The sequence below is a fragment of the Neptuniibacter sp. QD34_54 genome (assembly GCF_047778055.1).
Lineage (GTDB): Bacteria > Pseudomonadota > Gammaproteobacteria > Pseudomonadales > Balneatricaceae > Neptuniibacter.
The window spans coordinates 1,196,744-1,218,573 of sequence record NZ_CP180546.1; the positions used below are offsets into that span (position 1 = coordinate 1,196,744).

General features: G+C 43.4%; 23 protein-coding genes. 13 read left to right on the forward strand and 10 right to left on the reverse strand.

Annotation, left to right across the window (positions count from 1 at the left end):
• Positions 1 to 13 precede the first annotated feature (13 nt).
• Positions 14 to 1,060, forward strand: coding sequence for a hydrogenase expression/formation protein HypE (gene hypE / locus ACMXYP_RS05325; RefSeq protein WP_415883979.1), 1,047 nt, complete (start codon positions 14 to 16; stop codon positions 1,058 to 1,060).
• Positions 1,060 to 2,799, forward strand: a complete 1,740-nt coding sequence (locus ACMXYP_RS05330) for a hydrogenase maturation protein (RefSeq protein WP_415883980.1) — start codon at positions 1,060 to 1,062, stop codon at positions 2,797 to 2,799. The genes hypE and ACMXYP_RS05330 overlap by 1 nt, the downstream gene beginning before the upstream one ends.
• On the opposite strand, the gene ACMXYP_RS05335 is transcribed toward ACMXYP_RS05330, so the two are convergent.
• The 3 genes from ACMXYP_RS05335 to ACMXYP_RS05345 all read right to left on the reverse strand — a co-directional run bounded on the left by ACMXYP_RS05335 (position 2,789) and on the right by ACMXYP_RS05345 (position 5,008).
• Positions 2,789 to 3,187 carry a hypothetical protein gene (locus ACMXYP_RS05335; RefSeq protein WP_415883981.1) on the reverse strand — a complete coding sequence of 133 codons (399 nt, stop codon included), beginning with the start codon at positions 3,185 to 3,187 and terminating at the stop codon, positions 2,789 to 2,791. The two genes, ACMXYP_RS05330 and ACMXYP_RS05335, sit on opposite strands and share 11 nt — an antisense overlap.
• A gap of 163 nt (positions 3,188 to 3,350) precedes the next feature.
• Positions 3,351 to 4,553, reverse strand: coding sequence for an EAL and HDOD domain-containing protein (locus ACMXYP_RS05340; RefSeq protein WP_415883982.1), 1,203 nt, complete (start codon positions 4,551 to 4,553; stop codon positions 3,351 to 3,353).
• Positions 4,554 to 4,702: 149 nt separating this feature from the next.
• A complete protein-coding gene (locus ACMXYP_RS05345) occupies positions 4,703 to 5,008 on the reverse strand; it encodes a hypothetical protein (RefSeq protein ID WP_415883983.1) in 306 nt (101 codons plus the stop codon).
• Positions 5,009 to 5,231: 223 nt separating this feature from the next.
• Between ACMXYP_RS05345 and ACMXYP_RS05350 the strand changes: the two genes are divergently transcribed.
• Positions 5,232 to 6,161 carry an AEC family transporter gene (locus tag ACMXYP_RS05350; RefSeq protein WP_415883984.1) on the forward strand — a complete coding sequence of 310 codons (930 nt, stop codon included), beginning with the start codon at positions 5,232 to 5,234 and terminating at the stop codon, positions 6,159 to 6,161.
• A gap of 15 nt (positions 6,162 to 6,176) precedes the next feature.
• Here ACMXYP_RS05350 and ACMXYP_RS05355 read toward each other — a convergent pair whose 3' ends face one another.
• A complete protein-coding gene (locus ACMXYP_RS05355; protein WP_415883985.1) occupies positions 6,177 to 6,425 on the reverse strand; it encodes a hypothetical protein in 249 nt (82 codons plus the stop codon).
• 209 nt (positions 6,426 to 6,634) lie between these two features.
• Between ACMXYP_RS05355 and ACMXYP_RS05360 the strand changes: the two genes are divergently transcribed.
• Positions 6,635 to 7,000, forward strand: coding sequence for a VOC family protein (locus tag ACMXYP_RS05360; protein WP_415883986.1), 366 nt, complete (start codon positions 6,635 to 6,637; stop codon positions 6,998 to 7,000).
• Positions 7,001 to 7,054: 54 nt separating this feature from the next.
• On the opposite strand, the gene ACMXYP_RS05365 is transcribed toward ACMXYP_RS05360, so the two are convergent.
• A complete protein-coding gene (locus ACMXYP_RS05365) occupies positions 7,055 to 8,122 on the reverse strand; it encodes a nucleoid-associated protein (protein WP_415883987.1) in 1,068 nt (355 codons plus the stop codon).
• A 107-nt stretch (positions 8,123 to 8,229) separates the two neighbouring features.
• Here ACMXYP_RS05365 and ACMXYP_RS05370 point away from each other — a divergent pair, with 107 nt between their 5' ends.
• Positions 8,230 to 8,763, forward strand: coding sequence for a YaeQ family protein (locus tag ACMXYP_RS05370; RefSeq protein WP_415883988.1), 534 nt, complete (start codon positions 8,230 to 8,232; stop codon positions 8,761 to 8,763).
• Between the two features lie 181 nt (positions 8,764 to 8,944).
• Here the strand turns inward: ACMXYP_RS05370 and arfB are convergent, their stop codons facing one another.
• The 3 genes from arfB to ACMXYP_RS05385 form a co-directional block, all read right to left on the reverse strand.
• Positions 8,945 to 9,358: an alternative ribosome rescue aminoacyl-tRNA hydrolase ArfB gene (gene arfB, locus ACMXYP_RS05375; RefSeq protein ID WP_415883989.1), complete on the reverse strand. Its 414-nt coding sequence runs from the start codon at positions 9,356 to 9,358 to the stop codon at positions 8,945 to 8,947.
• Between the two features lie 401 nt (positions 9,359 to 9,759).
• Positions 9,760 to 9,981 carry a PA3496 family putative envelope integrity protein gene (locus ACMXYP_RS05380; protein ID WP_415883990.1) on the reverse strand — a complete coding sequence of 74 codons (222 nt, stop codon included), beginning with the start codon at positions 9,979 to 9,981 and terminating at the stop codon, positions 9,760 to 9,762.
• Positions 9,982 to 10,231: 250 nt separating this feature from the next.
• Entirely contained in the window at positions 10,232 to 10,819 is a 588-nt protein-coding gene (locus tag ACMXYP_RS05385; RefSeq protein WP_415883991.1) for a HupE/UreJ family protein, read from the reverse strand.
• A gap of 370 nt (positions 10,820 to 11,189) precedes the next feature.
• On the opposite strand from ACMXYP_RS05385, the gene ACMXYP_RS05390 reads away from it, so the two are divergent.
• The 4 genes from ACMXYP_RS05390 (at position 11,190) to ACMXYP_RS05405 (ending at position 16,768) form a co-directional block, all read left to right on the forward strand.
• Entirely contained in the window at positions 11,190 to 13,931 is a 2,742-nt protein-coding gene (locus ACMXYP_RS05390) for a GNAT family N-acetyltransferase (RefSeq protein ID WP_415883992.1), read from the forward strand.
• Positions 13,932 to 14,111: 180 nt separating this feature from the next.
• Entirely contained in the window at positions 14,112 to 14,513 is a 402-nt protein-coding gene (locus ACMXYP_RS05395) for a hypothetical protein (RefSeq protein ID WP_415883993.1), read from the forward strand.
• 54 nt (positions 14,514 to 14,567) lie between these two features.
• The gene (locus ACMXYP_RS05400; RefSeq protein WP_415884645.1) at positions 14,568 to 16,076 is read left to right on the forward strand and encodes a sensor histidine kinase; all 1,509 of its coding nucleotides are present in this window, start codon (positions 14,568 to 14,570) and stop codon (positions 16,074 to 16,076) included.
• Complete coding sequence (locus tag ACMXYP_RS05405) at positions 16,073 to 16,768, forward strand: response regulator transcription factor (protein ID WP_415883994.1); 696 nt, start codon at positions 16,073 to 16,075, stop codon at positions 16,766 to 16,768. The genes ACMXYP_RS05400 and ACMXYP_RS05405 overlap by 4 nt, the downstream gene beginning before the upstream one ends.
• Positions 16,769 to 16,846: 78 nt before the next feature.
• Here ACMXYP_RS05405 and ACMXYP_RS05410 read toward each other — a convergent pair whose 3' ends face one another.
• Complete coding sequence (locus ACMXYP_RS05410; protein WP_415883995.1) at positions 16,847 to 18,127, reverse strand: MgtC/SapB family protein; 1,281 nt, start codon at positions 18,125 to 18,127, stop codon at positions 16,847 to 16,849.
• Positions 18,128 to 18,254: 127 nt separating this feature from the next.
• Between ACMXYP_RS05410 and ACMXYP_RS05415 the strand changes: the two genes are divergently transcribed.
• The 4 genes from ACMXYP_RS05415 (at position 18,255) to ACMXYP_RS05430 (ending at position 19,806) form a co-directional block, all read left to right on the forward strand.
• A complete protein-coding gene (locus tag ACMXYP_RS05415; protein WP_415883996.1) occupies positions 18,255 to 18,641 on the forward strand; it encodes a hypothetical protein in 387 nt (128 codons plus the stop codon).
• A 96-nt stretch (positions 18,642 to 18,737) separates the two neighbouring features.
• Positions 18,738 to 19,082, forward strand: coding sequence for a hypothetical protein (locus ACMXYP_RS05420; protein WP_415883997.1), 345 nt, complete (start codon positions 18,738 to 18,740; stop codon positions 19,080 to 19,082).
• 30 nt (positions 19,083 to 19,112) lie between these two features.
• Positions 19,113 to 19,460, forward strand: coding sequence for a hypothetical protein (locus tag ACMXYP_RS05425; protein ID WP_415883998.1), 348 nt, complete (start codon positions 19,113 to 19,115; stop codon positions 19,458 to 19,460).
• Positions 19,461 to 19,506: 46 nt separating this feature from the next.
• Positions 19,507 to 19,806, forward strand: a complete 300-nt coding sequence (locus ACMXYP_RS05430) for a DUF1330 domain-containing protein (protein WP_415883999.1) — start codon at positions 19,507 to 19,509, stop codon at positions 19,804 to 19,806.
• A 68-nt stretch (positions 19,807 to 19,874) separates the two neighbouring features.
• On the opposite strand, the gene ACMXYP_RS05435 is transcribed toward ACMXYP_RS05430, so the two are convergent.
• Entirely contained in the window at positions 19,875 to 21,722 is a 1,848-nt protein-coding gene (locus ACMXYP_RS05435) for a methyl-accepting chemotaxis protein (protein ID WP_415884000.1), read from the reverse strand.
• Positions 21,723 to 21,830: the final 108 nt, after the last annotated feature.

The following is a 21,830-nucleotide window of genomic DNA, read 5'->3' on the forward strand; positions in this document are numbered from 1 at the left end:
TAGAGAGTTTTTCATGAGTACACAAACGATTTATACATCAGAGCTCGATCTGGTTAAGGGCAAGGTAGAGATGGCCCATGGTAGTGGTGGCAAGGCGATGGCCCAGTTGATTGATCAGCTGTTCCTACAAGCGTTTTCAAACCCTTGGCTAGAGCAGATGAATGATCAGGCAAGTTTTAGTTTGCCTGCCGGTAAAGTAGTGATGGCGACGGATAGTCATGTGATCTCACCGCTGTTTTTCCCCGGTGGTGATATAGGCTCGTTATCTGTTCATGGAACGGTTAACGATGTCGCTATGTCCGGCGCAACGCCTAAATATCTTTCAGCAGGTTTTATCTTGGAAGAGGGCTTCCCATTGGCGGATCTGAAGACCATCGTAGATTCGATGGCTAAGGCTGCTGAAGAGGTTGGGGTTGCTATAGTGACCGGTGATACCAAGGTGGTTGAGCGGGGCAAAGGCGATGGCTGTTTTATCAATACAACCGGTGTTGGCGTAATTGAGGGCGGATTGGATTTTGGCGCTAACCAAGTGAAACCGGGAGATAAAATATTAGTGTCCGGTACCTTGGGAGATCATGGCGTTGCCATTATGTCTTTGCGTGAAAATCTAACGTTTGAGACGACGATTGAATCGGATTCTCAAGCGCTGCATGACCTTGTTGCTGATATGGTTGAGGCTGTGCCAGAGATCCATTGCCTTCGCGATCCTACGCGTGGAGGTCTATCTGCCACACTGAACGAGATCGCTCAGCAGGCCCGAGTGGGTATGCAAATCTATGAAGCGCAACTGCCGGTGAAAGCACAAGTTCAAGCAGCCTGTGAATTCCTAGGACTAGATCCGTTGTTTGTTGCCAATGAAGGTAAGCTGGTGGCTTTCTGCCCGGCAGATAAGGCGGAGCAGTTGTTAGAGGTGATGAAGGCACACCCTAAAGGACAAGAGGCCTCGATTGTGGGTGAAGTGACCGATGATCCATTGAGCTTTGTGCAGATGCAGACTGCCTTTGGTGGTAACCGTATGGTGGATTGGATCAATGGTGAACAGCTACCGAGGATCTGTTAATGCGTATCTTATTTCTAACCCACAGTTTTAATAGTCTGACTCAACGTTTGTTTGTTGAGTTACGCAGAGACGGTCACGACGTCTCTATCGAATTTGATATTAACGATGCAGTAGCAGAACAGGCGGTGGAGTTGTTTAAGCCTGAGCTCATTATTGCACCGTTTTTGAAACGAGCGATTCCCGAATCTATCTGGTCTCAGCATCGCTGTATTATCGTTCATCCGGGTATCAAAGGTGATCGAGGTCCTTCGTCTGTTGACTGGGCCATATTGAATCAAGAAACCTCTTGGGGTGTGACGTGCCTAGAAGCTAATGCAGAGATGGATGCAGGCGATATCTGGGCGTCAGTCGAGTTTCCAATGCGAGAGGCGAGCAAAAGCAGCCTTTATCGGAATGAGATTAGTGATGCAGCAGTGACTGCAGTAAAACAAACGCTGGAACGTATTCTATCGGGTGATTTCAAGCCGCAAAAACTGGATTATGATCAGCCTGATATCCTGGGTCAGTGGAACTGTTTGATGGCACAATGTGATCGCATGATCGATTGGCAAAACGATTCCACTCAAGAGATCTTAATAAAGATCAGAGCAGCGGATTCAGCGCCCGGTGTGCAGGATCGAATCGGTGGGCAGGATTACTACCTTTTTAACGCCTATGCAGAACAAGCGCTAGGGCAAGAGCAGGCTGATGCGGGTTCTATCCTCGCTACTCGAGACGGTGCGATCTGTCTGAAAACCCGTGATGCTGCAGTGTGGGTGACTCATCTAAAACGCGTTAACCCAGAAGAAAGTGAATTCAACTTTAAACTGCCTGCGACTCACTTTTTAGCGAAGCAGCTTGCTTCAGCACCTCATGAGCAACGCGTGCCAGAATTGCCATTAGCACCTGAAACTACGCCTAATGGTGCAACGTGGCAGGAGATTCGGTACCGCCAAGAAGGCGATGTAGGCTATCTCTATTTTGATTTTTACAATGGCGCTATGGATAGCGATCAATGCAAGCGTTTACAACAAGCGGTGGCCTACGCAAAAGCCCAGCCAATCAAAGTGTTGGTGCTCATGGGAGGAGAGGAGTTTTGGTCGAACGGTATTCACCTAAACCAGATCGAAGCAGCCGAGAGTCCCGCAGAAGAGTCCTGGCGCAATATCAATGCGATGAACGACCTCTGTTTAGAGATCATCAACTCTCCTAACCAATTAACCATGGTTGCTATGCAAGGCAATGCTGGAGCCGGTGGTGTCTTTCTAGCTTTAGCCGCTGATCAAGTGGTGGCCCGCAGTAATATTGTGCTTAACCCCCACTACAAGTCCATGGGTAATCTGTATGGCTCGGAATATTGGACCTACCTCTTACCTAAACGAGTCGGTGATGAACAAGCGCAGCAATTGATGCAAAATCGCTTACCGGTATCGGCTACAGAGGCTGAACAAAGCGGGTTAATTGATGCTTGTATCAATGAGAGCAGGGAAGGCTTTTTAGACCGCATTAAGGCTGATGCTAAGTATCTGGCTACATCCGTTGAATATGCGCAGCGTTTGGCCCTAAAGAACTTGCAGCGTCAACAAGATGAGCTGCAAAAGCCATTACAGCAATACCGTGACGAAGAGCTAAACCAGATGAAGCTTAACTTCTTTGGTTTTGACCCTAGCTACCATGTCGTTCGCTACCACTTTGTGGAAAAGCTACCCAAGGCTCGCACGCCAGCTTATCTTGCGAGCCATCGGGTGGTTAGTGGTTAAACGCCAGTTTATTTGGATTGGGGCCGCGATTTTTCACTACACAATTAGAACAATGGCTCTTTGCTGTGCAGTGGGAGGCTAAATCTTCTAGCTCCAAGAGTAGGTCTTCAACCTTAGATAGGATTTCCGTGTTAACCCTGTGTTCAATACGGTATTGGCGGGTAAAGTCATGTACTTCACCAAACTTAAACGTAATCGGTTGAGTTTTAATTTTACAGGTATGAAGCGTAAAGTTTACTTGATTGCTGCTGATCAGTATTTCGGCTTCAACAGCTGGAAGGCCACAAAAACTAAAGCCTTTGTTGTCTAGGGTATTAAGAATAGCCTGAGTAAAAGGTGCGCAGATTTCGTTATCTGTTGCGCCTAAACTAGTAATGAAAATACTCATAATAGACATCCTGTCTTAAGAGGAAGGAGTCGCTTTATGGTATGTAAAGCACCTTGTATAAGATGCTTTGTATACCACTTGTATTTTAGCTAAGCATTAGAAGGCTCTAAACTACGAGTTTTGTTAGTTTAGAGTTTATTTGAAATAGCATTGATCTGAGTGCTTAAGATGTAGCGACTTTTTGGCTTTCTATGGCCCAAGTAATCGCTTCTGATTGAGCTTGCAGCAGTGTGTGCTCATCGACATGCCCCGAGAGATTGCTCCACTCATAACGAGTAAAGTTAATCACATCATTCAGCATCAAGCCGAGATTTCCTTTTCGATCTACCAGCGCCACTTTGGCTTCGTCGTTTAATGGAATATGTTCAGGCAGGATTTCCATTGGGATAGAGAAAAGAGCATCTGCACCCGACAGGATTCCAATGAGAAATGCGAGGCCTGGTTCGGTACTGTATTGAGGCGCGATATGCTCACACATCTTAGATCTAATCAGCAGTTCCCGGCATAATTCGTCAGGGACAGCTAAAGTACCTGATAGAGACACTATAACTGCCCAACGCTTCAATTCATTTAAGCCGAGCATTACCACAGCTTCACTGAGAGTTGAGATAGAGCGTTGTAAAGAGAAGGTAGCAGAATTAACGATCTTCAGAAGTTTTACTGCAAGTCGAGGATCTTTGGCAATGATCTCTTCTAGACCTTCTGGAGTTGCATCTGGATTATTTAGTTCGGCAAGTAATTGGATTATGGTTAATTCATTTCCACTTATGCGTTTTCCTTCAATACGTTCAGGAAATGCAAAGAAGTACCCTTGAAATAGTTGGAAGCCTAATTTTTTAAAGCGATGGAATTCGTTAAGAGTTTCCACCTTTTCTGCAAGCAAAGTCAGATTGTAAGGTGCCAGATGTTCCATTGTGCGGAAAAGGTTTTTCCCTTTGGTTTCAAGAACATCAATTTTTACAATATCGACTACATCCATTAAAGGCTTATAATCTTCGCTCCAAGTAAAATCATCTAAGGCAATTTTAAAGCCTTTCTCTGATAGCCCTCGAATCTGTTCAATGGTTTTAGCATTAATTGGAACATCTTCTATTATTTCTAAAACAACGTTATCTGCTGCAAAGCTTGGAAGTTCCTCCGAAAGCAGTTCCTCATTGATATTCATAAAAGCTGGAAGGACGCGTTGAGCACCTCTCTGGATAATTCCGGTATACGCGTTAAGGAGGACTTCACAGGTAGCGGCGGTGCCATCAAATAGCTCCCCGGGAGGGCAACCATTTGGATCTCGATAAAGAAGTTCATAACCAACCGTTTCACAGTTGGCGTTGAGGATTGGTTGTCTTGCTAACAGAGTTTGCTCTAACACCTAGGCACCTCGTACAACAATCAATTAGATAGTAGTTTCGAACTAACTAACTGACATAGTAGCGGAATTAACAAGTATGACTAGTGGTTTTAAGCCCGTTAGGTAAAAAAAAACCGGGCATAAGCCCGGTTTTTTTAGAAGGTTATCACTTACTTAGTGATCGCCTGAAGTTCAGCCATTGCTGCTTCGCGAGTTTCGTTTGCGATTGCAGTGAAAGCTTCGCCTTGACCTTTTAGAAGTTCGAATAGAGCTTTGTTAGCTTCCATGTTGAACTTGATTAGTTCTTCAGGAGTTTTTAGCTCTTTTGCTTTCTCAGCTTCGCCCTGGAAGAAAGAAGTTAGTTCTTCACCAGATTTTTTCTGCTGTTCGATAGATTTAGTGATCGCAGCAGCCTGAAGGTTCATCAGAGACTGAACGGCATCGAAAGATTTCTGGAAATCAACAGTATTAGTCATGATAGTTCTCTCTAAAAATTAATTTGTTGCACTGCACAATATGAGGCTCATTGTAGCTTGATTTTTGATCAAGTCAACACTTTTTTGTGCAGTGCACAAAAAATGTTTTAACTATATATTCCTAAACATAGAGTTTGGTTATGACAGAATGATGTCTGGACGTTAAGAGGACGAATTGGTCTAATTGGCGCTTTGAATTTTCTGGCTATAACGAGCAATTCTCATGGCAGGCATAGAAACAATACTGACGCTATTTTTGCTAATAGGTTTAGGTTATATCGGTAAACGTACCGTTTTAGCAGAGCAATCCTTAGCTCCGCTCAACACCTTTGTGTACTACTTTGCTGTGCCTGCATTGCTGTTTAATTCAGTCTATAAATTATCTTTGGATAGTTTGTTCCAGCCCCTTTATCTATTTGCTTTCCTCGTCGCTGTTGTTGCAACTGCGCTCACGGCGGCATTGGGGTGCGCACTGTTCTTCTCGGAGCGTAATAAAGAGGTACTTATCATTCGTGCTTTGAATGGTACCTTTTCCAATTACGCGTATATGGGCATTCCGATGGTGTTTGGTTTGCTAGGTGAAGCTGCTTATGGAGCGATGATCAGTATCATCTTGTTGGGAAATGTATTCCAGATTGGTGGTACGCAGTTTTTGATGGAAAGTCAGCGCCAAGAAGGAACGGGGTTAAAGCAATTTTTGGCTATTTTAGATAAGTCATTGCTGCGTAGCCCGATCTTCTTATCTACATTCTTTGGCGTATTGGTTTCAGCTTTTGCTATAGAGCTGCCTAATGTGCTGGCTTCTACCTTGGATTTGCTTGCCCCAGCAACAGTGCCTGTTGCTCTGTTTTGCTTAGGTGCGAGTTTAGAGTTTAAAACCCTTAAACAAAGCAAAGTTGAGCTGTTTTGGTTAGTGATAGTTAAGCTTGTTATCCATCCATTGCTCACGTTAGTCATTTTCAAACTAGCGGGCGTTGAGGATCAAAACTGGTTTTTAGCTGCCGTGATACTTGCTGCGTTGCCAACAGGTGCACTCGCTCACGTTATGGCAATTCGTTATGATGTAAAAGAGAAAGAAACTTCCTTAACTGTCGTACTATCAACCATGGCTGCACTGGTTAGTGTGTCCTGTTGGGTAAGCTTTTTGATGTAATTCATGTGGCTCCGCTTATGCAGCTTGTTGTACATCATGAATAAATAACATGATCTCCTCAGGCTGCTGAGGCTGGTTAATTATCTCAACCACATGCTCTTTTCGATCATTCTTCAGATCGATGACCTCAACTGCTAAGTAATCACCGTCTAGTTTAAAGCTTTTCATCGCATAGCTTTGTTCTGCAAGTGAATCCATTAGTTTCAGTAGAACAAGATGTTTGTTTCTATGCGAAATTCCAAATAAATATCCGTTGATGATCATCTGATTATCCTCATCTGCGACTGCTTTTCGGAGCAGTTAAATTGCTTTATCGGCTGTCTATTTTCTGCTGATGTTGAGGCGTTGTCTGTATAGGAATATGCATACAAATTTTCATGCAATGGCTTTTTTCGAGCTTAAATAACCGATTCTTGGCTAAACTCAATGAGTGATGTGGATCTCTACTAAGTTTGATAGGAGGGATAACTCTAATGGCATTTGCGTTTTATGCACAGCGTATCTTTGTCACTCGATTTAATGCTGCAGTTGGTTTTTATTCCCAAGCCTTGGGTTTAGAACCCGAGTTTCTAGATGAAGATATGGGGTGGGCTGAATTTGAACTAGGTGCAGCCAAAATAGCCCTAGAATTGGTCGATGCAGACTCTGAGGATGCTAATGATCTGGTAGGGCGTTTTGTTGGGGTAACTTTGCAAGTTCAGGATATTCAACAGGTGTATGAGGAGATGACTCAAAGGGGAATCGATTTTGTAGCCCCTCCAGAAAAACAACCTTGGGGTGGGACCATAGGGCACTTTAAGGATCTTGAAGGAAATATTCTTTCAATTTTTAGTATGTAGTGTTTTGCAGTTCAGCTTAGATGGAAAATACAAAACACTACATCAAATAGCAGTTTAATCGTCCTGCTCTAATGCTTCGCGAAGCTGGTTGATTACCTTGCTGGGCAAACGATTGATAATGATTCGGCCGTTATCTTCATCAAATTCGATATCTTTACTGCCATTTAAATCGCCAAGGCTGCGCTTATTGAAATCTAAACTCCAGTTATCCGCTTTCACTTTAAGCTTCGCGAAGCGGTTGATAGTGCTGGTATGCGGTTGAAATTCCTGGCTAACATTATACGGGCCTTTATTGGCAAATGTGCCAAAGGTGCCTGCTGCTGTTTCTGCTTGTTCAGGTGGGATGTATGCATCAAACAAATTTTCAATGTCGTTTAGATTAGCGGATTCTTTTTCAGTACGTTGCTTAGAAAGGTAGCTAACTACATCCTCAACCACTTCCTCTTTACGATCACTCATATTGTTTTGGTTACAGAAATCTCGTGCTGCACGAATCAACTCTCCTGTTGATTTGCGTGAAGGGGTGACATCGGTACAACCAAACGCAGTCGAGAAGTAATGGGTGATTTCTCCTTTCTCTTTACTGCCAATAAAACTGAGGTAGCTGTCCTGCTTTTTTCTGTAAGTGGTTAAGTTGATCCGCGCACCTTGATGCAACTGGTCCAGGTTGATCTCCATCACCTCGGTTGGGTGAAGGTCATTATCAAAACCAATGCCTGCTTTATCGCGTACGAGCGCGATCAGCATATATTCGTAACGATCACTGGCATACATAGCAAACAGTACATATCCACCGTGAGCGGTATGAGCCGATGGGTTGTTAATAGCAACTGCTAGCTGAGACATACTTTTTTCTGTTAACTCAACAAAGCTCTGTTCGTTACATTCTGCATTAACAAAGCTTTCGAAAGCTGAGATAAATGGGTAGCCCTCTTCATTCTCGTGATTGAACGAGCCGTGAGTCAGACTAGAACGACGGCTGAATGCAGAATTTAGTGTTTCGAATAGCTGGTTAGCGATCGGTTCAGTTGTAGGAATAACACCACCGCGATCTGTAATACGCGCAGGCGCATCTTCAGATTCTTTAACTAGTTCTCGAATAGCTAGATGTTTTAATTCCATGAATGACCTCAGCAGCGTTGTCAAAAAAGCAGAGCAAGGATTGTATTTAAAACTCAGAGGAGATGCAGTATAAAGATGCCCCCAATCCAACGAATAAGGCTGAGTTCATGGCGCTTAAACCAACTATCCACAAAGTTTCCCTTAATTTAGTGGATATGAACCGGGATATTTATACGAGCGAAAAGCTAACAGTTGCCCTGCACCCATCAGAAACGGTTACCCGAATGATGGTGCGTATCCTTGCTTACGCGCTGAACTATGATCAAGACCTTGATTTCACCAAAGGCTTATCAACAGCTGATGAGCCTGATCTTTGGATTGTGCGTCCTGATAACTCAGTGAGTTGTTGGATCGAAGTGGGACAAGCATCTCCTGAACGTATGCGTAAGGGCGTAAGTCGAGCAGAACAGGTGATTCTATATGCCTACGGCAGTGAAGTAGATATCTGGTGGGCCAAAAACGGCGATGGCCTCAAAGCATTGCCAAAGACACAGGTATTTCGGTTCGATGCTGAACAAGTGACTCAGCTAGAAGCATTGTGTGACCGTACGATGGAATTAACGATTACACTGAGCGAAAACCAGATCTTCGTAGCAGCCGGTGATAACCAAGTTGAAGTTGAGTTTAGTGCGCTTTCATAAAATTTCAGTGGCTAGTGGCTAGTGGCTAGTGGCTAGTGGCTAGTGGTGGAGCGTTGGAGCTTTAGCTAAGTCGCAAAGCCCATCTCTGATGACTAGGCTATTTTGTGATGTTCTATGTTTTATTGGTCCAGAAAGGCAACCCTCATCGAAAGCATTATCAAATCGATGAAGCGTAAAAGCACTAATAATCCACTTTCCCGCGATTCTTTTTGATCTGCCCGCGCTGAGTTTTTTTATCAACGCGTTTACGTTGTGAGCTTCGTGTGGGCTTTGTCGCTCTTCTTGCTTTTTCTACAATGGTTGCTGCTTGGATAAGCTCTAACAGTCGTTGTTTAGCATCTTCCTTGTTACGTTCCTGATCGCGGGAATTTTGCGCCTTAATCACAATCACACCTTCTTTGGTGATGCGTTGATCCCGATAGGCGAGTAGACGCTCTTTGTAGAACTCAGGCAGGGAAGAGTTTTTGATATCAAAACGAAGATGGATCGCACTAGAGACTTTATTGACGTTCTGGCCGCCGCTACCTTGGGCGCGGATAGCATTGAACTCTAGCTCATGCGGATAGATAAAAACGCGGTTGGTTATCTTTAACATGAATGTATTGTATCAATAGCCTTAAAAGGAATGAAAAAAAGATAGAAAAAAGTTCTGACAGAGTTTGAATAACCGCCATACCTGAACCATTCTTGATATACCACTCAAAATAATAGGGGGCGGAGGACATGGATTCCAAATGTAACCACTGCAGGCAGTTAATTGAATCCTCAATTATCAGTGAACCCCATCAACATCTGAACGTGCAAAGAGCGTCACCAAGTAGCAGCATCTATCGCTGTCAGCTATGTAATACGATGTTTGAATTCACAGAACACGAAATTTATTTACTGGATATAGTCCAGCCTGAGTCGGAAATAACTGAGCACAAACCATCTGCCTGTGCTTAATAACACAGGCAGATGCGTGTCATTATTAAATCAATCTAAGCTTCTTTCTAGTTAGTCTTTCCAGTCGTCATCGTCGAAAATTTCACGCAGATCTTTTTGCAGCTCTTTCTCTTCACGCATAGCTTCTAAACGACGGCGCTTAGCTGGATTGATGCTCTCTTTCTTGTAAATGGTCGATAGCTCTTCAGGCGCTAGTAACTCGTCTTCAAGTATGGATTCATCAGACCGGGTCTGTTGATTAGATTCGCTATTTATGGGGCCTTGGTGACTCATATCTTTGCCTCAGGGATAAACAAATCGATCTCTATATAGCCTGAGTATGGTACAGATTTAGAAATTGGAAAGGATTTATGCTGAATATGTTAGCTAAAGTCTCAAACGAGAAAAAAGTCGGGTAAAAATTACCCGACAAAGCACTTTGGGTGTGGTGAAGCAAAGAAAGGTGCTGGCAATAAGTTAGACAATCATTGCCAGCGAATAACGAAATAGCAGAAGTGGATGGCTATCTCGCTACAATAGTTGGTCAAGCGATCAGAAACATAGCGCCAAACAGTGCGATTCCTGTTCCGGCCCAAGCATTTAGTTTTGGAATCGTGCGGTTGATCTGATCAGCTAACGTCTTGCCTGCCCCAAATAGCAGTGCAGTACTCAACATAAAGCCTGATGCAAAAGCTGCGACACCGGCAGAACCTAATTCCGCGCCATGAGCTGAACCGTGATAGATCGCGAACACTGCAATCAGTGGCAAGGCTACGACGCTTTTTAGATTAATAACTTTGGATACCATGAGCCCCAACACTAATACAGAAACAGCGATGCCTGTTTCTATTGCAGGGAACATCAGGCCGTTAAGGGCTAGGAAAAAGCCAATTAATAGCATGCTGAAAAGCGTGAAAGGCACTAAGCGATTATCTTTCAGTTGCTGTTGGCCCGCCCAGAAACCTACTGCCAACAGTGCTAGAAGGTGGTCGATCCCAGTTAATGGGTGTAATAAGCCGGAGATCAAACTGGATTCCATTAATAGATTACTGTGAGCAAAAGCTGATGGGGCAATTAGTGAACCGGCGATTAGCGCTAGACTGGATTTAAATCGGGTGGAAGTTGTCCTCATTAGATTATCCTTTTTAATTTTTATGGATGAGGAGAGGCTGTGGGTACGTACTCTCGTTTCTAAGGTAACTGCAACTGAAGTGCCAAGTTTGAGAATAAAGAGGGATTGAGCTAAACGCCCGTAACAAGCCCTATTGAGCGTGGTTTAAGAATCTGCTGAAATGAATGTTGGCCTGTAAAGAGCCCATTTAGATAGCAAAAACGTATAAAGCTGGAAACTTAGTAACCAGTCAGCTACTGCTACAAAAATTGATCTTACTCATAAGTAGTGAAAGTACTGTTTTTTATAAGACCTTGGTATATAGTTTTTGTTTTGCTGCAGTGCAGAAAGGAGTACACTGCACTCTATCCGTTTACGAGGGATTACTGGCGTGTCTACAAAATATCTTAAACGCTTTTTTAAACCAGCATCTATCGCTGTATTTGGTGCATCTGCCCGCGAAAATAGTATGGGAGGCGTGGTTCTTCAAAATTTACAAGAAAGCGGCTTTAAGGGTTCGTTATACGCGGTAAATTCTCAGGGGTATGACTCAGTTCATGGCGTTAAATGTTATAGCCAACTGAATCAACTACCTGAAATGCCCGAGTTAGCAATTATTTGTTCCCCACCGGAAACTGTGGCAGATATCATTCGCGCACTTGGCGCGAGTATGGTGAAGGCTGCCATGATCTTAACCGGTGGTCTTTCCATTGAAGATGAAAATCATCAAACTTTGCGTGATCAGGTTAGGCAAGCAGCTAAACCTTATGGCATCAGAATATTAGGGCCAGATTGTATGGGCATGCTGGTACCCGGCCATAATATGAATGCCAGCTATTCTCATGTGAATATCCTAAAAGGGAAGGTCGCTTATGTTGGCCAGTCCGGTATTTTAGGGACGGCCATGATCGATTGGGCCACCGGCCAGGAGATTGGCTTTTCTCATTTCCTTACTTTAGGTGGTGGCGCCGATGTCGATCTGCCTTCGGTGATCGATTATCTCGCTCAAGATCCTTATACCCATGCGATTTTATTGCAGCTGAATCGAGTAGATGGTTCCGCTAGGGATTTTTTATCAGCTGTTCGTTCTGCATCACGAAACAAACTGGTACTGGTACTTAAAAACGATACTTTTAGTGGCGAAAAATCCGGTACAGAACTCGCACCAGGTATCTATGATGATGATCAGGTGTACGATGCCGCACTGCGACGTGCAGGTGTTGTACGTGTTGAAACCTCTGATGAACTATTCAACGCGTTAGAAACCTTAACGCATATGAAACGTATGCGTGGTGAACGATTGGCGATTGTGTCTAATGGCACGGGACCAAACGCACTCGCGACAGAGCACTTGCTTAATAAAAATGGTCAGTTAGCGCATCTGACTGAGGAAACGGTCGAAGCATTAGCTGAAATTCTTCCGTCTCATTGGGATCGATCAAATCCGGTAGACTTAAACGCCGATGCTGACCCAGCGCGTTTTGCCGAGGCTGTACGTCTACTTACCAAAGATAAAAATGTTGATGTGGTGCTGATGGTGCATGCACCGACACGCCTGGCGCCCGGTGTTGAAACGGCAGAGCAGGTTATTCAAGTTGCTAAGAAAACCCCACGTAATGTCTTAACCTGTTTTATGGGCCGAGCAACAGCGATAGAAGCACGTAACCGTTGTAACGCAGCCGGTCTTTCGACCTTCTTAACGCCGGAAGAATCTATTGATGCTTTTATGTACATGGTTGAATTTCGCCGTAACCAAGAGGTGATGCGTCAAACGCCCCCTCCTTACATCGAGCAAAATACGCCTAACCATGTTAAGGCTAGAGATCTGATCCAAAACGCTTTGGCGGAAAATCGAGACTATTTACAGCATAAAGAAGCTTGTGCGTTATTAGATCTCTACGACATCCCAGTTTCGAATACTTACTACAGCGATAATATTAATGATGTCGTGAAACTGGCGAGGAACATTGAAAACTCTGTTAGAGTTAAAGCGCTGCACACAGATAACGTTTACCCGTTTAGTTACGATGAGCAGGGTAGTTTACGTTGGAAAGATATTGCCCAAGATCTCTATTCAGCCTCAGAGATAGAACATGCGACTACTCAACTCTCTTATCGAGTAGGTGAGAGCTATGGCCCAGAGCAACAGATGGGTTTCTGTATTCAGCAGATGAAGCGTGGTTTCCAATCCTTACAGATCAATGTAGGTATCACCCGAGATCCTACCTTTGGCCCAGTGATTGTATTTGGTGCGGGTGGGCATACGGTTGATGTACTCTCTGATCGTCATGTGATGTTGCCACCGTTGAATATGGCATTGGCACATCAGTTAATTCGCCAGTCACGTATTTGCAAAATTCTCGAAGAAAACAGCTATCGTCCTGAGCAAGATATGAAGCAGTTGTGTAAATTGCTACTGAATCTTTCTGAGATGGTGGTCGATCTACCGAACCTTAAATGCCTAGAGATCAATCCGCTATTGGTTAATAAAGCAGGTCTGTTGGCGACTGATGTTTCGGTATCGATTTCTACTGATGAAGGTGATCTATCGATCTCTCCTTATCCTGAACATCTCACCGAAGAGATTACTCTTAAACGCTCTGGCCGCAAGGCGATTATGCGTGCGATTCGTGGTGAAGATGAACCAAACCATCTCGAGTTCTATAACAAACTTAGCCCGCAATCTATCCGTCTACGTTACTTCTACAGCCGTGGTGTACCGACCCATCAGGAACTAGCGAACTGGACTCAGATTGATTACGACCGTGAGATGGCATTTATTATTTCTGTTCCACGTGAAGGTTCTAAAGAGATGGAAACTTTAGGTGTAGTAAGAGCAGTGACCGATGCCGATAACGTTCGAGCCGAATTTAGTGTCGTGATTCGCGATGATCTTCAAGGCGAAGGCCTGGGCGTCGCCTTAATGAGCAAAATTGTTGATTACTGCCGCAGCAGAGGAACACTGCAGATAATTGGCTCGACACTGCCGAACAACAAAGGCATGCAAAACTTGGCTAAGAAACTGGGTTTTGAGAACAGCTTCAATATCGAAGAAGACGTAGTCGATATGAAAATGATGCTGAATACACCCACGGAAGATTGGCAGCGCATGCGCCTTCAGTTGCCTCATTAATTAGGCAACTGATGTTTATTAGTTACCCCGTGGAAACTGGGGTGATGGTCTCGAAAGTGCCCGTCCTAATTTTTAGCCGTAAAGTATTAGACTTCACAATCCAATCCTTACAATTCACTGACATTCTTCTTTTTAAATGCGATTAGCCTACGTTTCAAAATTCTAATAAGGAAAATTGAAATGCTAGGGCAATATTCGGAGTTCGCTTTAACTTATCTATGGGTGTTGGGATCGATAACCACGGTGACTTTTGCACTCCCGTTGTTTTTTGTGCCTTTGACTTGGGCTAAGTTGATGATGTGGAGGGTTCCTGAAGACACTGATCTAGCAGAATACTTCGGACGTTGTGTAGGCGCATTTGTATTAGTGGTTGAGTTTTTTATTCTCAAAGGCGCTTATACAGAGGGTGGTTTGCAGTTCACATTTGATATGTTGGCTGTCGTCTTCACATTAATGTTAGTAGTGCATATTTATGGGGCAATTCGGAAGATACAGCCTATTACAGAAACCTTAGAAATAGGTTTGTGGGCCTTCTTACTCTTTGTGACTTACATTTGTTATCCCGTTTCATCCGGTATATAAACAAACCTCAGTTTTAAAAGTCTCAATCTGATTTTTGATGAGCGCTTGAGGCAGGTGGTAAAAACCTGTCTCCTTTTTGAGGGGATTTTTTTAGATAAAATGAGAGGGATATCATCGCCAAATTTGGCACTTTTATTGTTAATGCTCATATCAACAATAACGTTGGCTTTACTAGGAGTAAGAGCTCTTAACCAAGAGACCGCTTTAAAACAAATAGAATCACAGCATCGTCAGGAAATGACGATGAAGGCAATCGAAATCCAGCTTGCCCAAGAGATAGAGAGTGCTTTCCGTAAAGTAAGAGAGTCGATTGAGTCTAAAAATGGTAGTCGTCATGATCTCCGAAAATTGGTGATGAGCGACGGTGCTATCGATTTAACTTTGATCTACGATGATCAACTAAATAGAGTTTTTCCCCCTGATAAAATCCAAGCATTGCCGCGAGAGCAATACCTACTCGATCAGTTTGAAGCCGTTATAGAAAAGCAAATACAAGATATTTCTTTAGTGTCAGAGCCTATTACATTATCGCTAGGGTATTCTTCAGATCTTCGCTTGTTACATTGTTGGCAATCAGAATTAAATTACTGTGTTTTGCTTAAGCAGCGATGGTTAGCAGAAGAGTTGAAAGATGCTTTACCCAGAATTGATCAAACAGATCAGTTTCAGTTAAGTTCAGTTTCACAAAATAATAAGGAAAAGGCTAACCTTGAACAGCACGGTGCCAATCTAACTTGGCCCTTAAGTGGAATTTTTATCGATTGGCAACTTATATACCAACCACTCGATGCCGACACACAACACCTTCAACCTGTATATGTAGCCATCTTATTTCCTCTAATTGTACTCATGCTAGGGCTTGGGGCTTGGTTATATTGGGTACAGCGATGCTCTATTAAAGAAAATGAAAGAAAGACTGATTTTTTGAGATTAGTTGCACACGAGTTTAAAACGCCGCTAGCAAATCTGAGGCTTTATTCAGATCTTGTTCGCCGAAGCGAGTCGCATAAAGAAACATTAGGTTATATGGATGTATTTGATGCTGAATTTTTTCGTATGCGACGCTTTTTAAATAACGCCATATTATTCGAACATGCTGACCTGGTGAGTAAGCCTAAACTTGAGACCCTTGATTTAGAGCCTTTTATCCATCAGCTGATTAACCCTTTTGAGCCACGACTGAAACATAGTGGTATCGATTTGACCATTGATATTCAATGTACAGCTAAGGTGACAGTAGCTCGTGAAGCCCTTGAATGCTCGGTGGTAAATCTCGTTGATAACCTTATTAAATACGCGCCGCACCAGCCTGCGCAACTGGATTTTTTGCTACAAAACGATAGCTTGATGATAACCTGCAGAGATGGCGGGGACGGCATCACAGCAGAGCGCCAAACAAGTTTGTTCCAATATGATCCCCAGAAAACTAAAAGCGAAGAAGGGTTTGGTCTTGGCCTTGTTGTAACAAAACAGCTTATAGAAAATGCAGGTGGTCAGATAAGTTACCAAAATGTAGAGCACTCCGTTTTTACCATTCAATTGCCGATAGAAGAAAGCCAATGAAAGTATTAATTGCTGATGATGATCTTCATCTAAACCAAGGCTTGGCGCTGTTATTACAAAAAGAAGGTTTTGAATGTCATACCGTGAAAAATGGTAAAGATGCACTGTATCAGCTTGGTGAATACAAACCTGACTTATGCATTTTCGATGTGATGATGCCCTATCTGAGTGGCATAGAGCTTTGTGCAGTTATGCGTGAAAGAGGCTTATTTCAGCCAGTGCTTCTTCTTACTGCATTTGATGAGCAAGTTGATAAGATCGAAGGTTTTCGATTAGGTGCTGATGATTACATGACAAAGCCTTTTAACCCTGATGAGCTAATTGCACGGGTCACTGCTTTGGCTCGGCGAGAACAGTACCTTAAATCGAGAGAGCCTGCACAATCGAAAACATTTCAACTAGGTGAGTTAACCGTTGATACTGACTGTATGCTACTAAGCTATGTTGATGAAAAAGTCTGCTTGAGTAAGCGTGAACTTGAGTTTTTACAGCTGCTTCACGCAAGTGGAGGGCGAGTACTATCGAAAGACGAAATTTTGGACAAATGTTGGGGTAGAGCTTATCTACCTAATAGCCGAACTTTGGATCAGTTTCTTTCGGTCTTAAGACAAAAAATGGAAAAAGATTTAGGAGCTCCCAGAATCGTACAAACGGTTTATGGAATGGGATATAAATTAAAAGGCGTCGGATAATTTTGATGGGAATATAGTTAGTTATTCCCAAATGTTCCTCGTGTTGCTTTAATTACCTTGTGTGGCCGTTAGGGGTATTTATGCTAGATGCGTAGCATAAATAGTCAGAGCGCCAAGTAAGATGGCGCCAAGCATTGCCGGTGCTGTTCGAATCGATAAGGATCTGTCACCGGCAAATATTACGATCAGCATCTTAACTAAGCTATTCACTGTAGCCGCTATAAATATTCCAGCTAAAGCAATTTCTACGTCTATCGATTTAGGTGTCTGTCTGCCTAGTGTCAGAGTAATGGGATCAACATCGGTTAAACCTGCGATGGCTGATAAAAGCAGTGTTCCTGTATCTCCAAACCACTCTGTTAGTGCTTGTGAGAGCAGCATTACCAGCATTAAGACAAACCCAAAGAAGACCGCAGAGCTTAGTGCTAGTGGGTTACGTTGAGTTTTGATGCTGTTCGTTTCTCCATCACTGTATTTAAGCCATATCCAGAGCGCAGGAAGATAGAAACCAACCATCATAATAAGCATAGAGGGCCATAGCTGATATGTTAGTGGAGCATTGATGACGAGCAATACCATTAGAATTCGAGGGAACATTGTTCCACAACTGAACAGAATTCCGCTTGCTAGTAGTGGGCAGAGGGAGCGTTGTTCCCTAGAGAGGTTAGAGAATTGGATCGTTAATGCAGTTGAAGAACTTAGCCCTGCAAAAACGGACGTGAACATAATACCACGCCGAGCTCCTCCAATTCGGATTGCAAAATAGCCTAGAAAAGAGATGCTGGCGATCAGTACGACTAGCCACCAGATCTCATAAGGATTAATGGCGTTCCAAGGGCCATAGCCCTCATCAGGTAGGATCGGTAGCAAGACTATTGAGATTAATAACAGCCTTAAGCCAGCGTCTAGTTCATACTCTTCAAGCTTATGAAGTGCCGAATGCAGCTCGGGCTTACCATCCAGAATCAACGCTACGATCACGGCGGCTGCCGAGGCAATAACAGGTTCCCCAGACACGGCGAGCGCTCCAAGCGTATAGGTAATTAATAGGCCAACAATACCCGTGATACTAACGGTGTTGCTCTCTTTATGACGGATACTGAAGGCGACGGCGAGAATAATAATCAGCGGAATTAAGCCGAACCCAAGTAGCCAACTTGAAAAGTCCTTGGCAAGTGCAGCGCATAAACCGCCATATAATCCAGTCAAAGCAAAGGTGCGAATCCCTGCAATACGGCTTCCCTCAGAGCGATGGCGTTGAGACCATCCACGCTCAATGCCTATGATCAAGCCTAGAGCCAAGGCGATAAGAAGGGACCAGAATAGATTGATTGGTGTAGAGAATAATGAAACATCCATATTTTAATATTGAGACAGTTTTGGCGTTATCGCCAGTTAGGAAGGGTTTGTGTTATTAATAGGGTAAATGGAGGCGGAGTGAAAATCTGTCCACAATCCATTTAATCTTAGTGTTCAAGGATGAATTATGAAGAATTTAATATTAGTTGTAGGAATCATTGGTGCAGGTATGTACGTGTACCAAGCGCAGTCATCACAAGTTGATCCAAATATCACCGTCAAAGAGCTGCTTGATAAAGTCTCAACGGAGACCGTTTACCCAAGTGAAGTTGAGGTCGCGTTTAGGAATGCCGTAATTAATGTATGTGAAATAAACGGTAAAGATCTAGCTAATGGTTTTGGTTCTGTCGAGCAATGTAAATCAAATTTCCAAACTAAAGCTAGGGAGGCTTGTTTTAGCAAAATAAACAGTTTTGATAATAAAGTTTATACCTCAAGAGCCCCACTAAGATCAGACTTCAGTACTTTTTTTCAGTGTTCTATGAGGCGAATTGATATATTGGCTGAGGATTAAACGCTCAAGTAAGATGACGTTTCAATAATGGAGTAAAGTTTGGGGTTGATGATATCTATTGTTTGCCTCGTAAATAATAACTTTCAAGGAGGAGCTATGGCTGAGTCATCAGGTGGTGGTGAGTTAGGTATTGGTTTAAGGGATATAAAAAATGCTGGGCAAAGGCTTAAAGGACCTGACGGGTTAAACGAGCAGATTAAATTCAATCAGCACCAATTAAAATTGCGAGTGGTCGGTGGCTTATTTACGCTGCTGATAATGTCTTGTTTCTTCTCGTGGTTTTTCTGGATGCCTGAGTTCGTCAGGTGGGGGGCAACAGCACTAACCCTGATTTCATTTCTGATTTATCTCTTAATCTATATTCGCCAGAAAAATCGTATTGCTCGTATTAGAGAAGCTCAGTTAAAAGAGCACCGAGAAACAAAAGAGGGTAAGGTTTAACGAATAGCTGGTTGATAAGCGCAGGTTAGAATGAAAAATTTATTGTTAATTTCTCTGTGTCTATTCCCTCTTCATGTAATAGCTCAAGATAACTGGTCTCAAATTGAAGGTAGTTATGTGCTAACTGGTTCCGAACTTATCGACCCAGATCCCAGTACACCTCTTAAGACGCATCTTCGTTTTAGCCTAACGGGTAAGGTGGCTCAGGATCTCTATCAAGCGATGGATGTTGATGTGGTGATTGATGAATGCACAGGACTACCGAGTAAATCGGTGAAGGATATGCGCTGCTATTTTGAAAAGTCGGATGACAGCTATTTGTGTGATTTTTCGATTGATATAGCCGAACAAGTGATTGGTTATGGTTTAAGTTGTTAATCCCTTAGCCTTTTTAATCCTATCCAAGGTAAGTGGAGTTTTCTGTATGTCCAAAGCTTACAACATTGTGAATATTGTCAAAATTTACGATAAGAAGAAGTTCTATGAATATGTGGTAGGCCATGTTCCAACATTGGAAAAATTCGGCGGTAAGTTTCTAGTCAAAGGCGATTTCGGCGAAGTATTAGAGGGCAGCTGGGATAGTAACCTTATAGTTATTCAAGAATTTCCATCAGTGGAGTTGTTTAAAGCTTGGTATGATTCCGATGAATATCGGCCGTGGCGAGAGTTAAGACAGTCCTGTGCTGAGGTGAATGTTATTTTGACTCAAGGTTGTTCCGACTAAGTTCATTTTGGGGTTTAGAAAGAACTTGATCCAGCCAGTTGGGGCTGACTAGATCAAGCTGTTCTGAATTACACAATAAATTTAGAGACGTCCTCGCGCATCTGATGAGCTTGGGTTTCTAAGCACTCGCAGTTCCTACAGCTCTCGCATGAGTCGGACAGTAGTTGCTCAGCAGAGGAGGAGATCCGCTGTGTTGCATCTTCTACGCCTTTGACTGTGTACATCTGCTCCTCGGTTGCTCCAGCAATTTGAATCACCATTTCGCGTATCTCATCCATGGCATCTTTGTTGGATTGCATTGTTGAATTGGCTGCGCCAATGGAGTTGTTCATCGTTTCACTAAGCTTCAAGCTGCTTTGCATGGCTACTTCAGATTCTGTGACATGCTGCTGTAGGGTTTCAATCATCGATTCAATCTCTACAGTACTGCTTTGCGTGCGTTGCGCCAGTGTTCTCACTTCGTCCGCAACTACTGCAAATCCACGGCCTTTATCGCCTGCTCGGGCGGCTTCAATTGCGGCGTTAAGCGCGAGCAAGTTAGTTTGCTCAGTGATATCTCTGATTACGCTTATGACATTGCCGATCTTAGTGCTTGATTGGCTGAGTGAGTGCATTAGATCGCTGCTTCGGCTGATATTGTTGGTAAGCTTTTCCATCTGCTGGTGGGTTTCAGCCATGATCTGGCTACCTTCATTCATCTGTTGATCAGCATTGCTAACACTGTCTTGAACTTGGGTACTGCTGGATGCAATTAGCTCTACTGCAGTGACGAGTTCTTGCACGGCTTGGTTCACTGCGATTGTATTATTGCGCTGTTCCTCTATGGCCGTTTGGGAGCGTTTACTCAGCTCAACGGAATGATGTGCGCTGCTTTCTACTGTCTCGCCTTTCTCTTTTATTTCGCGAACCAGTCCTGCCGTGGTATCAATAAAATCATTAACCGAATGAGCGAGCTCGGTCACTTCATCTTGACCTGGGAGGTCTAGATGTTGGGTGAGATCACCACCGCCATGGCTGATATTAGACATTTTGGAATTAGCGGTTTGTAAGCGATTAAGTACGCGGAAGGTCTGCCATAAGAGTAAGCCAGCGATGATGGCTGTGAGGGCTGTTGCCATGCCGACACCTTGCATTCGCGAGGTATGCAAAGCGTTAGAAATAGCACCTTCAAGGTCGGTGTAGATGCCCCCAAATAAAGATTCTACTTCATGAATACTGCTGCGAAGTTCACCGCGTAATCCTGAATTTTGGTCTAAACCACGTTGTTGCAGTGCTTCTGCCAAAGCATGGGCGGTGTCTTCAAATGTCTTTACACTGTCAGCGGCAGGCAGATTGACTTGCTGCATGTAGTTATGGGTATTTTTTAGGCTTTCGCGCAGCAGAGTCTTTGAGTTGAGGTCGTAACTATTTTGGAAGTCATTTTCTAACAAGATAAGGTGCAATATCTTAGAGATTGCCTGACTATCACCGGTGTTGGCTACTTTTTGATGGAGTGTTCTTTCTGCCTGATTAAAGGCTCCACGTAAGCCACTGTCCTTATCAAGGCCAATTTTTTTATCGAGCTCTACCAGAGCTATCAGTTTTTGTTGGTAAATATCGAGCTGATGTTGTGCTGCGCCTAAGTCTTTTTGAACTTCTGGGGCGTAGGTTAATTGTGATGCAAGTGAGTCGATATTGTTACGCATAAGAGCAATACGTTTTTCAAACTTATCCACGTATTTAAGTTGTTTGCGTAAGAGAAAGTCTTTCTCGTGTCGACGTAGCATTAACATGTCGTTGGTGAGGCCCTTAGCAACAGCGTATTGCTGACCCAAACCAGAAATACGGCTGCTGGTCTGCCAGAGCATCCAAGTCATAGCAGCCATAGCAACAATGACCAACAGGGAAACAAGAATAAAAGCGCGGCGGATGGACATAGCTACCTCCTTGTCGTGGGCTTACTTCCATGTCATAAAACTGTAATGAATTTGAATATAGTCAGAGAATGGGGAAGTTGCCAAAAATTGTAGGAGGTTTTTTTGGGG

Bases quoted from the DNA above. Each gene is read 5' to 3' on its own strand.
- ACMXYP_RS05430 (WP_415883999.1), top strand. From the start codon at position 19,507: ATGTCCAAAGCTTACAACATTGTGAATATTGTCAAAATTTACGATAAG.
- ACMXYP_RS05370 (WP_415883988.1), top strand. From the start codon at position 8,230: ATGGCGCTTAAACCAACTATCCACAAAGTTTCCCTTAATTTAGTGGAT.
- ACMXYP_RS05385 (WP_415883991.1), bottom strand. From the start codon at position 10,819: ATGAGGACAACTTCCACCCGATTTAAATCCAGTCTAGCGCTAATCGCC.
- ACMXYP_RS05380 (WP_415883990.1), bottom strand. From the start codon at position 9,981: ATGAGTCACCAAGGCCCCATAAATAGCGAATCTAATCAACAGACCCGG.
- ACMXYP_RS05360 (WP_415883986.1), top strand. From the start codon at position 6,635: ATGGCATTTGCGTTTTATGCACAGCGTATCTTTGTCACTCGATTTAAT.
- ACMXYP_RS05350 (WP_415883984.1), top strand. From the start codon at position 5,232: ATGGCAGGCATAGAAACAATACTGACGCTATTTTTGCTAATAGGTTTA.
- ACMXYP_RS05365 (WP_415883987.1), bottom strand. From the start codon at position 8,122: ATGGAATTAAAACATCTAGCTATTCGAGAACTAGTTAAAGAATCTGAA.
- ACMXYP_RS05410 (WP_415883995.1), bottom strand. From the start codon at position 18,127: ATGGATGTTTCATTATTCTCTACACCAATCAATCTATTCTGGTCCCTT.
- ACMXYP_RS05425 (WP_415883998.1), top strand. From the start codon at position 19,113: ATGAAAAATTTATTGTTAATTTCTCTGTGTCTATTCCCTCTTCATGTA.
- ACMXYP_RS05435 (WP_415884000.1), bottom strand. From the start codon at position 21,722: ATGTCCATCCGCCGCGCTTTTATTCTTGTTTCCCTGTTGGTCATTGTT.
- ACMXYP_RS05355 (WP_415883985.1), bottom strand. From the start codon at position 6,425: ATGATCATCAACGGATATTTATTTGGAATTTCGCATAGAAACAAACAT.
- ACMXYP_RS05345 (WP_415883983.1), bottom strand. From the start codon at position 5,008: ATGACTAATACTGTTGATTTCCAGAAATCTTTCGATGCCGTTCAGTCT.
- ACMXYP_RS05415 (WP_415883996.1), top strand. From the start codon at position 18,255: ATGAAGAATTTAATATTAGTTGTAGGAATCATTGGTGCAGGTATGTAC.
- hypE (WP_415883979.1), top strand. From the start codon at position 14: ATGAGTACACAAACGATTTATACATCAGAGCTCGATCTGGTTAAGGGC.
- ACMXYP_RS05395 (WP_415883993.1), top strand. From the start codon at position 14,112: ATGCTAGGGCAATATTCGGAGTTCGCTTTAACTTATCTATGGGTGTTG.
- ACMXYP_RS05335 (WP_415883981.1), bottom strand. From the start codon at position 3,187: ATGAGTATTTTCATTACTAGTTTAGGCGCAACAGATAACGAAATCTGC.
- ACMXYP_RS05330 (WP_415883980.1), top strand. From the start codon at position 1,060: ATGCGTATCTTATTTCTAACCCACAGTTTTAATAGTCTGACTCAACGT.
- ACMXYP_RS05420 (WP_415883997.1), top strand. From the start codon at position 18,738: ATGGCTGAGTCATCAGGTGGTGGTGAGTTAGGTATTGGTTTAAGGGAT.
- ACMXYP_RS05405 (WP_415883994.1), top strand. From the start codon at position 16,073: ATGAAAGTATTAATTGCTGATGATGATCTTCATCTAAACCAAGGCTTG.
- arfB (WP_415883989.1), bottom strand. From the start codon at position 9,358: ATGTTAAAGATAACCAACCGCGTTTTTATCTATCCGCATGAGCTAGAG.